Consider the following 12,303-nt stretch of genomic DNA (forward strand, 5'->3'; position numbering starts at 1 on the left):
AGCCCCCCCATGCATATGGGACTCAGGGCGTCCCTTGAAGTGGCCTCACCGCCGTCTTGGGAAATATCCCCGCCACACCCGCTGGGAGCCCAACCTTGGGGCCGCGTTCCACCGCCTCCGCTTTGAACCTCATTCCTGATTTAATCGCGAGCTTTCCCCCGTGTCGTTTTTTAAAATCCCTTGCCCCAAATGCAACAAATCGCTGAAGGTTTCTATCGATCTGGCGGGCAAGAGCCGGGCTTGTCCCTACTGCCGTGCGACGGTCCGAATCCCCGACGCGGAGCCTTTGGAAGATACCGAACCCTCGGGCGGATTTCCGAATCTGAATCTTGGCGACAAACCGGCCGCTGCGAAACCGACGCCCGCCGCGGCGGCAGCCCCCGCCCTGCCGAACTTTACGGCCACGCCCGCTGTTGCGCCAGCGGCGCCGGCGGCCAAGAAGCGTCACGTTAAAGCGAAACGCCCGCAGAAGAGCTGGTTCAGCGCGGGCAACGGCGAAGCGGCCAGCAGCGACGTGAGCCTGGTGATCAGCGGATTGATCGGTGCGGTTGCGACGGTCATCTGGTTGGGGCTGATGTTTCCGCTGCGACAGTTCCAATTCGGCCAGCTGTTTTGGGATCGCGGCCCGGTCCCCTTCCCGACGACTCTGTTGATGTTCTGGGCGTTGGCGATCCTGTTCCTGAAATGGTTGAACCTGAAGAAACAGAAAGACGCGATGCTGCTGGACGTGCTGCCGGTGGAGATCTCCAACGAGATCACTGTCGGTTCGCTGGACCGGTTCATCATGAACATCAACGAACTGCCTGGTGCATCGAGCGACACGTTTTTGGTCAACCGCGTGGTCCGCGGCATCGAACACTTCCGCGTTCGCAAAAGCGCCGCGGAAACCGTGACGATGATGGAATCGCAATCGGCGATCGATGCCAACAACGTCGCTGGTAGTTACACGATTCTGAAGGTCTTCATTTGGTCGCTGCCGATCTTGGGCTTTATCGGTACGGTCATGGGCGTTAGCGCGGCGGTTGCCAGTTTGGCGACCAGCCTCAGCGGCGGCGGCAACATGGACGCGATGAAGGCTGCGTTGCAGGACGTCTTCGGCGGTCTGGGAACCGCGTTTGATACGACGCTGTTGGCGCTGATCATGAGTATGTTGGTCAAGCTGCCCGCGTCGGCGTTGCAGAAGAGCGAAGAGGATTTGATCTCGAGCGTCGATGAATACTGCAACGAGAACCTGTTGCGTCGATTGAACGACGGGCGCGAGGGTGGAGCCGAACGAGGCGCCGGTGGCGCCAGCAGCGGCGGCGACGTGGCGATCTTCCGCGCTGCGGTCGAACAGGCGTTGGGAACCCAGCATGCCGAAATGGAACGCTGGCTGAAGAAGCTCGACGCGATTGGCACCAGCTTGACGTCGCAGGTCTCCAAAGGCTGGGACGAAGTCAACGGTCGGATCGAACAACAGCAGCAGCAACACGTTGCGATGCTGCAGAAACAGACACTCGATCAGCAAGCGGTGCTGCAGGCGCAACTCGACCAGATGGCCAACGCGGCGGAGAAGATCCAAGGAACGCTGGCGAATCTCGCCGATCAAGCGGCCAGCATGAGCAACAACGTGAGTGGCACGTTTGCCCAATCGCAGACCACGATGCAGGAACATCTGGCGGGGCTCGACCGCGGGCTCTCCAGCCTCAGCGGCGTCCTGGAAAAACTGGGAGACCAACAGGTCGTGGTGCAACAAGTCGAAGCGCGACGTTCGGGTTGGTTTGGTGGTGGATCCAAGAAGGCCTCGCGAAACGGAAGGCGATAGGAATCGAACATGGCTAGACGTCCTCGAACCAACGACGACGAGATCTCACTGTTTCCATTCTTGAGTATCGTTGCCTGTGTGATCGGCGTGTTGACGATGATGATCGCCACGCTCGCCCTTGCGCAAACCGATTCCCCCGACATCGCGCAGATCGAAGAATACGAATCGGTTCAGAAGAAGCAGAAAGAGGCGGATGAATCGATCCAACAGTTGCAACAACGGATCTCGGTCTCCAATTCGGCAGCCCTCCATCTGAAAGAAACTCAGAAGGAACGCAAGCTGACCCAGGCGGAACTCGAAGCCCTGCTTCAAGAGACCGAAGAGCTGGAAAAGCAACTCGCCGAGCAGAAGAAATTGGAAGTCGTCATCCCGAAGGTGAACCCCAAGGACCGCGAAACGATTGGCGACATGCAAACTCAGTTGTCGTCGGTCCAGGAACAACTGGCCCAACTGGAAGCTCAACTGAAGAAACGCGAAGACGTTCCCACCGAAGGGAACGTGACGATCCTGCCGCAAGGAAGCGGAGCGACGTTTGTGCCTCACTTCGTCGAATGCGCCGACGGATCGTTAGTGCTGCACAACCTGCCCGAACCCAAGCGGGTGCGAACCTCCGAGGCGGGTGGCGACAAGGACTTCAAGGACCTGATGAACAAGGTCCTCAATGGCAAAGACGACACGATCATCTTCCTGGTTCGCAGCGACGGCCTGAGCACCTATCGAACGCTCAAGAGCCTGTGCGATTCGAACGACGTGCGAAACGGCAAGATCCCCGTCGTCGGCAAGGGTCGGATCGACCTGAGTGTGTTTACGGAAAAACAAACCAAGGCGAAATAGACGCGATGTTTGAATTAGTACTAGGGACGGGAAATCGCAAGAAGGCGATCGAGATCCAAGCGGTGATGCCCACCGATCGGGTCCGGTTGACCACGTTGGCCGATTGGCCCACGGCGATCGAAGTCGTCGAGGATGGCAATTCGTTCGCCGAGAACGCGCGGCTGAAGTCGACTCAACAAGCCAAGCATCTGGGGCGATGGGTGCTCGGTGAAGACAGCGGTCTGTCGGTCGACGCGCTGGACGGAGCGCCGGGAATTTACAGCGCTCGCTTCTCCGGTGACGATGCGACCGACGAAAAGAACAACGACCTATTGTTGGAGCGTCTGGAAGGGGTGCCGCTGCAGCGTCGCACCGCCTATTACAACTGTTACCTCAGTCTTTCGGATCCCGACGGGAACGAACGGCTGGCCGCCAACGGCAAGTGTTGCGGTCGGATCATTGAACAGCGTCACGGGACGCATGGTTTTGGATACGATCCGATGTTCGAGATCCCCGAGTATCACTTGACGTTCGGGCAACTTGGCCCCAGCGTCAAGAAGGCGCTCAGCCACCGAGCGCGGGCGCTGCGGCAGTTCATTCCTCAGCTGCGTCTGCTGTTGGATCAACTGGCGGCGCAATAAAGCGAAACCAAGCTGCGCTGCATCAGTGATGCAGCAGCTTCTTGCGATCGGGTTCGAGAACGCGATCGAGAATTTCGTTCAGGATCACCTGTTCCAAGCTCGTGTCGCGGCCCAGCGGAATCCAACCCAGGGTGATCGGTTCGCCGGTGAAGATCTCGTCAGTACGGGTCACAGTTCCGTCGTGACGCAGCGACAGTGAACCTTCGCTGGCGCCTTGGCTATGATTGACATCTTCGATCTCCTTGAGCACCACGACCTCGATCGAATATCCCGATTGCTGGGCGTGCACGTTAACGATCGCCTTGCGGCGGATCGATTGCAGCGTACTTTGCAAGCGTTCGAATCCGCGTGTGCTATCGCGGTTCCACGGCTCCAGAATCGAAGCCCCCACGCGATAGGTCGTCTCCAACGATCCGTCGATTCCATTCAGTGGCTGCTCCGTTTTGATCCGGAAGTAATCGTCGACGGTATCGACGATTTGCAGCCACAAGAAGTCGGGCTTCACAGCCGGCAGCATCGCCGGATTGACCGTCAACGATGTCGGTGGGGATGGCGGGATCAATTGGTGCATCAACCGACCACAACCTGGCACCACGAACAGAATCGCGGCGCAAAGGGCCAGCGGCACAAAGACCGTTCGGTGCAGGTGATTTAAGTTTTTCAATGGTTCGCGCATTCCCTTCCACATGGTTGCCGGTACTGTCGCGATTATCGGCGGCCGGCGGCAATAGCAATCCGGCGGCAAAAAAGAGCGGCCGTAAGACGAGATCGTATCCGGCGGCAAGAGCGCTCGACGCAGGGGGTTGCTATCGAGCTCGCGGATGCGCTTTTTCGTAGATCGCCAACAGATTGGCAGCACTGACGTGAGTGTAGATCTGCGTCGTCGCCAGGCTCTTGTGCCCCAACAACTCCTGCACGCTACGAATATCAGCCCCCGCGTCCAACAGATGGGTCGCAAAACTGTGCCGCAATGTGTGCGGGCTGGTTCGCGTATCGAGCCCCGCGACCTGGATGTGTTTTTCCAGCATCCGGCCGACGCTGCGCGTGGTCAATCGACGACCAAAGCGGTTCAAAAAGGTCGCCGCCGAAGGGGACTGAGGCTCCAACGGATCGCGATTGCGGGTCGGCATGTATCGCCGCAGGGCGCGAACCGCAAACGAACCCAGCGGGCTCATCCGTTCCTTGCGTCCCTTACCACGAACGCGAATCACTTGTTGATCGAAGTCGAGATCGCCATCGTTCAGCCCGACCAATTCGCTGACACGCAATCCGGCGCTATACAGCGTTTCCAGGATCGCGCGGTCGCGGAGGCCGTTGGGGTCGTTGAGCGGCGGGGTTTTGAGGATCCGATTGACTTCGGCACCCGAGAGAACGTGCGGCAGCTTGCGTTGCCGGCGCGGATTCCGCAGCGGGCTCGCTGGGTTGGTCGTCGCCAGTTCCTGCCGCTGAGCAAAGCGGTAGAAGCTGCGTAGCGAAGCGAGTTTCCGCGAGATCGTGTTGCGAGCGTAATCCGCCTCTTGCAACGCCGCCTGGTAGCCGCGGAGGTCTTGCGGCGACAGGTCTTGCGGCTTTGGCGTGCTGCCGCGCTGATCTTCCAGAAACTCCACCAACCCAAACAGGTCTTCGCGATAGGCTTTGATCGTCAGATCCGACGCATTGCGTTCGTGTGCAAGGTACTGCAAGAACTGAGGGATAGCGCTGCGCATCGGGATCCAATTCCTTAAGCCGCGAAGCGACGGTGTTGCGGTTCCTCTTCGACAACGGCTGGGATCGAGTCGCGAATTCGCTTGCTCAATACCGCCGCGTCGTACCAGGTGAAGTCGATCTCAGGATCGGCCGCAAAACGCCCCAACAACCGCAAGGTCTCGGTGCGATTCGCATCGTCGTACAAGAAGATAAACTTCTCCTCTCCTTTGACGAGAGCCAGAACATTGATTTCTTTGTCCATCCAGTGACGCCCTAAAAGTGCTCGTGTTCGCCAGTTTCGCACTTCAGGTCCATCTTGCCTGAACTGCCTAGCGTTCGTATCGGCTGATAGGCCACCTGAGGATGAGGTCGCTTTTATGCTTGCCCCCCCTAGAACCGAGCATTTCGGTTATATGCAACTTGCAGCAAAAACGGATGAAATCGTCACTGCGGGATAGGTAAGATTGCCACCCTCCAAAACGGGCGTCATCATCGGAATAGAAGGTATCGGCCAACTTTTGCGTAAATTCGGAATCGTCTCCGCGGTAGATTCGGGTATGCGATAGCACAGGCTCCGCCTGCGCAAGCATTGGAGGTGGAAAGGCGGTTGGTGGGTTGGGGATAAGGCCTGTTGGGTCGGGCCATCCACCTGGAAGGTTGCCAGCAACTTCCGCTTCCATGGCGCCACCGTTCGGATCGAAGATCCGCATGTCTGCTGGGGCCGGTGGCGCGTCGTGACTTGGATAGGGGGCGGCGTTGGCGGCGGTAGGACTTTGCGGCGATTGAGTCTTCAACTGAGCCCTCGCCAGTTCGAACTCCGTTTCCAAAACGACATCGCGTGGAATGTTCTTTTCTTCCGGTGTCCCCCAAGGCAAACCGTAGCCTGGCGGGATCGGATGGAAGCCGGGATTAGCGGCATACCAATGCGTCGTCATCGCCATCCGCGGTGGGTAGTACGGAGTGAAATCGGTGACAGCCCCCACGACGACCGCATCGACATCCAGATATTGGGCGAAGCGTTGGAAATAATCGGGGCCGGCCGAATCACCGTACATCCGATTGAATTCGTGCCATTTGAGCTTGGTCACGCCGACGGGCAAGACTTCGAAACCGAGGATCTCTTGCAATTCCCCATAATAGGCTTCGGCAACCGCGTCTTGGTTCAGCGTTGGCTCGCTGGACTGGTTAAAGAATGGCAGCACCGCCACCCGCTTCAATTGCGGAAACGGATTGTGGACCTGAGGATCCGAGATCACATCAGGCATCAAGCTGCAACCGGCCGCTGGAACCAGCAGGATTGATAGCACGCAGCGGGCGATTATGGATAGGCGCAACATCACACACTTGGTTTGCAAGTTATGCGCAGCTCCACCCTCCCCGACACTAGCATCGTCTCCCGCACCGGTTCGACTTTAACGATTATTCCGATTTTGCGGATCGATCTTCCGCCGGGCTGGATGCTGGCACATCCGCCTCATTTGCCAGCATTGCCAGTGATCGCGATACGATCTGCAAACCGTGGGACTACAAAACCAAGCCCGACTGCTCTAACATAGCGCCGCATTGACTCCTCCGCACTTTCACGAATGATCGCCATGTTCCTGGGACTGATTCGCCCGCTCGCAACCAGCAAAACGCTGACCTATGTTGCGGGCCTTGCCCTGCTGGTCGGGGCCTACTCGTTGCTGCCGATTTGGCTTGAGTATTCCGTCTTCCACGACGTCAACGACACGCCATCGCAGTTCCACGGAGTGCTCTCGTTGGTGCTCGGGTTGCTGCTGGTCTTCCGGACCAACACCGCCTACAGCCGCTGGTGGGAAGCGCGGATCTTGTGGGGTTCGCTGGTCAACGCGTGCCGCAATCTCGGCCTTAAATTGACGAGCATCGATGGGCTATCGCCTGAGTCGGCAACGCGGGCGATGGACCTGATCGTGGCCTTTCCCGTAGCGTTACGTTGTCATCTGCGCAGCGATTGTGACGACGAGACAAGAGATCGGCTGCAGTCGCTGGTTGGAAAGCCAAACCACATCCCTCAAGCGATCGCCGCAGAATTGTATGCGATGGTTTGGGATGCCAAACGCAGCGGACGCATCGATGGCGACGAGCTGCGTGTGCTGGATTCCGAACTGTTACGGCTGATGGATATCTGCGGTGGATGTGAACGGATTCTGAAGACCCGGATCGTCAAATCCTATCGCATCTTCGCGCGACAGTGCGTCGGCATCTTCTTGGGATCGCTCCCATGGGCACTGGTCCACGACTTTAAAATCTGGACCCTGCCGTTCACGATCATCACCGCCTATTTCATGTTAGGCCTGGAAACGGTGGCCGAGCACGTCGAAACACCGTTTGGATATGACGAAGACGACTTGGACCTCGAATCGTTGTGCGGCACGATCGATGCCACCGTGCGCGAGACGTTTGATCGTCACGCGCTGGCGACTTAATAGCCTGACAAATTCAGGCTTGTCGGCAGTTCGTCTAAAAGATGCCCAGTTGGTCGCGGGCGTCGTCGGTCATGCAGTCGGGAGTCCATGGCGGATCCATCACGACTTTGACCTCCGCCGTTTCGACCCCTTCGCATTCTTCGATCGCAGCTTTCGCTCCGGCGACCAATTGCGGGCCGGCCGGGCACATTGGGCTGGTCATCGTCATGTCGATTTTGACGTCGTACTTTTCGTCTTCCTTCTCAGTGATGTAGACCTCGTAGACGAGGCCCAGATCGACGATGTTCACGAACAGTTCCGGATCGATGACCTTCTTCAACGACTCGCGGACGGTATCTTCTTGCAACGGCATTTCGGTAAGCTCCGCCGAATATTAGGGTGAATGGACGTCGCTTACGCGTAGTCTCGGACTTGTTTTGCAATCGCATCGCCCAACGCGTCGCGAACGCTTTCGATCGAGATCCGGTCGAAGATCTGCTGGAAGAATCCGGTGACGATCATCCGTACCGCTTCCTTCTGCGTGAATCCGCGGCAGCGAGCGTAGAAGATCTGTTCGGCGTCAACTTGGCTGGACGTGCTGCCGTGCGTGCAGCGGACGTCGTCGGCTTCGATCTCCAGGCCGGGGATCGAATCGGCGCGAGCCGAACCGCTGAGCAGCAGGTTGTCGTTGCGTTGGTAGCCGTCGGTCTTCTGAGCGATCTTGTCGACCTTGATCATTCCCTTCCAAACGGTTTGGCTGTTGTCTTGCTGAGCCGATTTGTACAGGAAGTCGCTGTGGCAGTTGGGGGCCGAGTGATGCTGCAGCGTGTGGTAGGCCAGGTGCTGGCGTCCCTCGGTGAACATCACGCCGTTGACTTGGCTGTCCGCTCCTGGGCCGACCAGTTGAACCTGCTGGTTCACCTTGGCGAAGCCCGCTCCCATCGCGCTGATCGTCCATTGCAGTGTTGCATCGCGGTCGACGATCGCTTGTTGGTGAGCGAAGTGGAAGGTCTTGTAGCCCCAATCTTGAAGGGTCACAAAACGCAGGTGCGATCCGGGGCGTTGGATCAATTCGATCGCACCGCAGTGGAATCCGCCCGCCTTGCGATCGAAGCTGTTCGATTCTTGCAGGACCGTCGCTTCGGCTCCCTCTTCCAACACGACCAGCGTGTGGGACAGGTCGGTTGCCCCGTCGTTCATGAACGACGACATGTGCAGTGGTTTGTCGATCACGACGCCGCGTGGAACGTATAGGATCGAACCGCCGCTCCAGAACGCAGCGTGAAGTGCGGCGAAACGGTCGTAGGTTGGATCGACTGCCGAGAAGAGCAGCGGTTGGATGATCTCGGGGTGTTCGTTGACCAAGCGGTCCAGGCTGCCGAAGATCACGCCTTTGGCTGCCAGTTCAGGGTCGAGCGATTCGCTGACCGTGTGGCAATCGAGCGTGTCGACGTGTCCCGCCAAATCGACGCCGACGTTTAGCAACGGGTGCGTTTCGGCAGCGGCTGGAGTGTCGGTGGGGACGGAAAATTTGTCGAGGTTGAACAGCCGCAAATCGCTGCGAATCCATTCCTCGTGCCGACGATGCGGCCATTCCATCTGCTGGTAGCTTTCCCACGCTTTTCGCCGCGCGTCGACAACCCATTGCGGTTGCGACTTGGTAGCGAGGAACGCTTCAAAGCCTTCGGTGTCAAATTTTGTTTGCGTCGCTGTTTGTGTCATGTCTGATTTTGGTGACGTCTAAATGGTTTTTCTATCAAGGAAAAGCGAGCAAATCGGAGACGGGGCCTCCAGCAGCGCGAAGCGCTAAAGGCCCTGCGGTCGATCCGATTGCTTAGCCGACGCTGCCTTCCATCTGCAGTTGGATCAGCTTGTTCATTTCGACGGCGTATTCCATCGGCAGCTCTTTGACCAACGGTTCGATGAACCCGTTGACGATCATCGCGCTGGCTTCCTGTTCGGTCAGGCCGCGGCTGAGCAGATAAAACAGCTGCTCTTCGCCGATCCGCGAAACGCTCGCCTCGTGCCCGATCGAGACGTCTTGTTCCAAGATCTCGATGTAGGGATAGGTGTCGCTGCGGCTGATGTCGTCCAGGATCAACGCGTCGCAGACGACGTTGTTCTTGCTGTGGTGAGCACCCTTTTCGACGCGAACCAGACCGCGGTAACTGCTGCGGCCGCCGTTCTTGCTGATCGATTTGGAGATGATCTGGCCGGTGGTGTGCGGCGCGGCGTGAACCAATTTGGCACCCGCGTCTTGATGCTGTCCGGCACCCGAAAACGCGATGGACAAGATCTCGCCGCGAGCACCCGGTTCCATCATGTGGACCGCAGGGTACTTCATCGTCAACTTGCTGCCCAAGTTGCCGTCGACCCATTCCATCGTGGCGTCGCCGTAAGCGTAAGCTCGCTTGGTGACCAGGTTGTAGATGTTGTTGGCCCAGTTTTGGATCGTCGTGTAACGGGCGCGAGCACCTCGCTTGACGATCACTTCGACGACCGCACTATGCAAGCTTTCGCTGCTGTACATCGGAGCGGTACAGCCTTCGACGTAGTGGATGCTGGCCCCTTCGTCGACGATGATCAACGTCCGTTCGAACTGACCCATGTTCTCCGCGTTGATGCGGAAATAGGCTTGCAGCGGGAAGTCGATCTTAACGCCGGGTGGAACGTAGATGAACGATCCGCCCGACCAAACGGCGCTGTTGAGCGCGGCAAATTTGTTGTCTTCCGGCGGGATGATCTTACCGAAGTACTCGCGGACCAAATCGGGATGCTCGCGAACCGCAGTGTCGGTGTCGGTGAAGATCACGCCCTGCTTGGCCAGATCCTCTTCCAACGAACCGTAGATCACTTCGCTCTCGAACTGCGCCTTCACGCCCGACAAGAACTTGCGTTCCGCTTCGGGAATGCCCAGCTTTTCGAAGGTGTCTTTGATCTCTTGAGGAACGTCGTCCCAGGTCTTTCCCTGATGATCGGTCGGCTTCAGGTAATAGAAGATATCCTGGAAATCGATATCGATCGCACCGCCCCATTTGGGCATCGGGCGCTCTTCGAACGTCTTCAGGCTCTTGAGCCGGAAGTCGAGCATCCACTTCGGCTCGTTCTTGATCTCGGAAATCTGGCGAACGATCGCTTCGTTGATACCCTTTTGGGCCTTGAACACTCCGGTCGTTTCGGTCCGGAAGTTGTACTTGTTGATCTCGCCAATTTCGGAGTTGTCTGCGATATCGATCGCCATGGGAAATTCCTTTATATAGGTTAGCCGCCTGATTCGAGCGCGGCGTTTTTGTTCGTCGTTTGCGTCGAGTAGCGACTTGCGTCGCCCGTTCGATGCTTAAGCTTCGACAGCTTCTTCGGACAGCATCTCTTGGTTGAGAGCGTCTGCTTCGGGATGCGCCTTGCGAATTCGGTCGTATCCGTTGGTGTGCAATTCGTCAGCCAATTCGCTGCCGCCGGTTTCGACGATCCGGCCGCCCAACATCACGTGAGTGAATTCGGGCGGATTGTGTTCGAGCAATTTGTCGTGGTGGGTGATGATCAACAGCCCCATCTTCTCGCGGCCGATCTCGGCGATCGATTCGCTGGCCAAACGGACCGCATCGGCGTCCAGACCGCTGTCGGTTTCGTCGAGGATTGCGAAGGTTGGTTGCAGCATCGCCATCGTCAAGATTTCGGCACGCTTCATTTCGCCACCGCTGAATCCGTCGTTGACGTAACGTCGAGCGAATTCGACATCCATTCGCAAGTGTTCCATCTTGCCCTTCAGTTCCTTGCGGAACTCACGCATCGGGATCAACTCTTCCCCTTCTTTGCGTTCGGGGTTGCGGACGTTGGTTGTCGCGTGACGCAGGAAGTCGGCCATCTTGACGCCGGGGATCGCCATCGGGCGTTGGAACGCCATGAAGATTCCACCGCGAGCCCGCTCATCGGGGCTCATCGCCAGCACGTCTTGGTCGTCCAAGGTGATCGAACCCTCGGTCACTTCGTAACCGGGGTGTCCCATGATCGCCAAGCCAAGGGTGCTCTTGCCGCTACCGTTGGGGCCCATCATGGCGTGGGTTTCCCCGTGTCGCATGACCAGGTCGACGCCGCGAAGGATCGGTTTGTCGCCAACGGAAACGTGCAGATTGGTGATGGTTAAGGTTGGTTTTGTCATGATTTCTTCGATTCCTGGTTATCCAAACCGCACTCGGTTCGCCGCCAATTGGGGGCCGTTGTCGGTTCGTATGGTCGTTTATTGGCTTGGTACGGGGGCAAATTGACAACACGAATGCCCGTCTAATTGACAGCGAGACAGCTCCATCGGTTGCCCCAAGGCCTCGCTCAACATCTCTTGTTCTAAGTGACACATGTCGCGTCGCTGGCCTTCGTCGGTCAGGTCGGGGTAGGGACAGGCGTGAACGTCCAGGACGGGCAGGCTGCCCTCGTTGGAAAATTCGGCCAAAATCCGCTTCTCTGCTAGCAAATGCGACATCGAATCCATCCGATCCGCTAAACTGCTGTCCGCCAGTTGCTCGCGGTATTCCGCCCCCACGCGTTGGGCGACCCGCTGCAGCAACCATTTGCGAGTTTCCGGGTCGGGCAATTCGCTGATCGCCTGCCACATTGCGACCGCAAGTTGGCCCGGATCAGCACCCGCCTGACGGTGTCCCGCCGGACTGAGCATGTAGGCAAAACTCGGACGCCCGCGGCCGCCATTGATCTTGGTCCGTTGGACCAGTCCCATTTCCAGCATCCTGTCGATTCGTTGGCGAACCGCCGTGGCGGTGACACCCATCGCATCGACAAGATCCGCGATCACCATCGATTCATGACGCCTCAGCTGGTCCAACAATTGCCGGTCGACTTGGCGAACGTCGGTCGTTGGTTGCGTAGGGTTCATGAGGTCCGATTTCGGGAGTGCGAGAAGCTTTGCTGCACTTCACTCTAA

The 12,303-nt window shown here is 58.0% G+C and carries 13 protein-coding genes; 4 read left to right on the top strand and 9 right to left on the bottom strand.

Annotation, left to right across the window (positions count from 1 at the left end):
• Positions 1 to 160: 160 nt before the first annotated feature.
• The 3 genes from Poly24_RS16015 to rdgB are packed head-to-tail and all read left to right on the top strand — an operon-like array spanning position 161 to position 3,258.
• Positions 161 to 1,804 carry a MotA/TolQ/ExbB proton channel family protein gene (locus tag Poly24_RS16015; RefSeq protein ID WP_145097429.1) on the top strand — a complete coding sequence of 548 codons (1,644 nt, stop codon included), beginning with the start codon at positions 161 to 163 and terminating at the stop codon, positions 1,802 to 1,804.
• A 9-nt stretch (positions 1,805 to 1,813) separates the two neighbouring features.
• Positions 1,814 to 2,638: a coiled-coil domain-containing protein gene (locus Poly24_RS16020; RefSeq protein ID WP_145097432.1), complete on the top strand. Its 825-nt coding sequence runs from the start codon at positions 1,814 to 1,816 to the stop codon at positions 2,636 to 2,638.
• A 5-nt stretch (positions 2,639 to 2,643) separates the two neighbouring features.
• Entirely contained in the window at positions 2,644 to 3,258 is a 615-nt protein-coding gene (gene rdgB / locus Poly24_RS16025) for an RdgB/HAM1 family non-canonical purine NTP pyrophosphatase (protein ID WP_145097435.1), read from the top strand.
• A gap of 22 nt (positions 3,259 to 3,280) precedes the next feature.
• Here the strand turns inward: rdgB and Poly24_RS16030 are convergent, their stop codons facing one another.
• From Poly24_RS16030 to Poly24_RS16045, 4 genes are all read right to left on the bottom strand, one after another.
• Positions 3,281 to 3,922 carry a hypothetical protein gene (locus Poly24_RS16030; RefSeq protein WP_231753170.1) on the bottom strand — a complete coding sequence of 214 codons (642 nt, stop codon included), beginning with the start codon at positions 3,920 to 3,922 and terminating at the stop codon, positions 3,281 to 3,283.
• Positions 3,923 to 4,064: 142 nt separating this feature from the next.
• A complete protein-coding gene (gene xerC / locus Poly24_RS16035; protein ID WP_145097438.1) occupies positions 4,065 to 4,964 on the bottom strand; it encodes a tyrosine recombinase XerC in 900 nt (299 codons plus the stop codon).
• A gap of 14 nt (positions 4,965 to 4,978) precedes the next feature.
• On the bottom strand, positions 4,979 to 5,206 hold the full coding sequence (locus tag Poly24_RS16040; protein WP_145097441.1) for a hypothetical protein: 228 nt from the start codon (positions 5,204 to 5,206) through the stop codon (positions 4,979 to 4,981).
• Positions 5,207 to 5,273: 67 nt separating this feature from the next.
• Complete coding sequence (locus tag Poly24_RS16045; RefSeq protein ID WP_145097444.1) at positions 5,274 to 6,281, bottom strand: hypothetical protein; 1,008 nt, start codon at positions 6,279 to 6,281, stop codon at positions 5,274 to 5,276.
• Positions 6,282 to 6,539: 258 nt separating this feature from the next.
• On the opposite strand from Poly24_RS16045, the gene Poly24_RS16050 reads away from it, so the two are divergent.
• Entirely contained in the window at positions 6,540 to 7,391 is an 852-nt protein-coding gene (locus Poly24_RS16050; protein WP_197451953.1) for a bestrophin family protein, read from the top strand.
• Between the two features lie 34 nt (positions 7,392 to 7,425).
• On the opposite strand, the gene Poly24_RS16055 is transcribed toward Poly24_RS16050, so the two are convergent.
• The 5 genes from Poly24_RS16055 to Poly24_RS16075 all read right to left on the bottom strand — a co-directional run bounded on the left by Poly24_RS16055 (position 7,426) and on the right by Poly24_RS16075 (position 12,255).
• Positions 7,426 to 7,743, bottom strand: coding sequence for a metal-sulfur cluster assembly factor (locus tag Poly24_RS16055; RefSeq protein WP_145097450.1), 318 nt, complete (start codon positions 7,741 to 7,743; stop codon positions 7,426 to 7,428).
• A gap of 41 nt (positions 7,744 to 7,784) precedes the next feature.
• Positions 7,785 to 9,092: a Fe-S cluster assembly protein SufD gene (gene sufD / locus Poly24_RS16060; RefSeq protein ID WP_145097453.1), complete on the bottom strand. Its 1,308-nt coding sequence runs from the start codon at positions 9,090 to 9,092 to the stop codon at positions 7,785 to 7,787.
• Positions 9,093 to 9,204: 112 nt separating this feature from the next.
• Positions 9,205 to 10,611 carry a Fe-S cluster assembly protein SufB gene (sufB, locus tag Poly24_RS16065; protein WP_145097457.1) on the bottom strand — a complete coding sequence of 469 codons (1,407 nt, stop codon included), beginning with the start codon at positions 10,609 to 10,611 and terminating at the stop codon, positions 9,205 to 9,207.
• 96 nt (positions 10,612 to 10,707) lie between these two features.
• Positions 10,708 to 11,529, bottom strand: coding sequence for a Fe-S cluster assembly ATPase SufC (sufC, locus tag Poly24_RS16070; protein WP_145097460.1), 822 nt, complete (start codon positions 11,527 to 11,529; stop codon positions 10,708 to 10,710).
• Between the two features lie 78 nt (positions 11,530 to 11,607).
• Complete coding sequence (locus tag Poly24_RS16075; protein WP_145097463.1) at positions 11,608 to 12,255, bottom strand: helix-turn-helix transcriptional regulator; 648 nt, start codon at positions 12,253 to 12,255, stop codon at positions 11,608 to 11,610.
• Between the last annotated feature and the right edge of the window lie 48 nt (positions 12,256 to 12,303).

Origin of the sequence: Rosistilla carotiformis (assembly GCF_007753095.1) — a bacterium.
In the GTDB taxonomy this organism is placed as follows: Bacteria; Planctomycetota; Planctomycetia; order Pirellulales; family Pirellulaceae; genus Rosistilla; species Rosistilla carotiformis.

What these genes read in the sequence shown, in the direction of transcription:
- Poly24_RS16020 (WP_145097432.1), top strand. Translation starts at nt 1,814, where the DNA reads ATGGCTAGACGTCCTCGAACCAACGACGACGAGATCTCACTGTTTCCA.
- sufB (WP_145097457.1), bottom strand. Translation starts at nt 10,611, where the DNA reads ATGGCGATCGATATCGCAGACAACTCCGAAATTGGCGAGATCAACAAG.
- sufC (WP_145097460.1), bottom strand. Translation starts at nt 11,529, where the DNA reads ATGACAAAACCAACCTTAACCATCACCAATCTGCACGTTTCCGTTGGC.
- Poly24_RS16055 (WP_145097450.1), bottom strand. Translation starts at nt 7,743, where the DNA reads ATGCCGTTGCAAGAAGATACCGTCCGCGAGTCGTTGAAGAAGGTCATC.
- Poly24_RS16045 (WP_145097444.1), bottom strand. Translation starts at nt 6,281, where the DNA reads ATGTTGCGCCTATCCATAATCGCCCGCTGCGTGCTATCAATCCTGCTG.
- Poly24_RS16050 (WP_197451953.1), top strand. Translation starts at nt 6,540, where the DNA reads ATGTTCCTGGGACTGATTCGCCCGCTCGCAACCAGCAAAACGCTGACC.
- Poly24_RS16075 (WP_145097463.1), bottom strand. Translation starts at nt 12,255, where the DNA reads ATGAACCCTACGCAACCAACGACCGACGTTCGCCAAGTCGACCGGCAA.
- xerC (WP_145097438.1), bottom strand. Translation starts at nt 4,964, where the DNA reads ATGCGCAGCGCTATCCCTCAGTTCTTGCAGTACCTTGCACACGAACGC.
- Poly24_RS16040 (WP_145097441.1), bottom strand. Translation starts at nt 5,206, where the DNA reads ATGGACAAAGAAATCAATGTTCTGGCTCTCGTCAAAGGAGAGGAGAAG.
- rdgB (WP_145097435.1), top strand. Translation starts at nt 2,644, where the DNA reads ATGTTTGAATTAGTACTAGGGACGGGAAATCGCAAGAAGGCGATCGAG.
- sufD (WP_145097453.1), bottom strand. Translation starts at nt 9,092, where the DNA reads ATGACACAAACAGCGACGCAAACAAAATTTGACACCGAAGGCTTTGAA.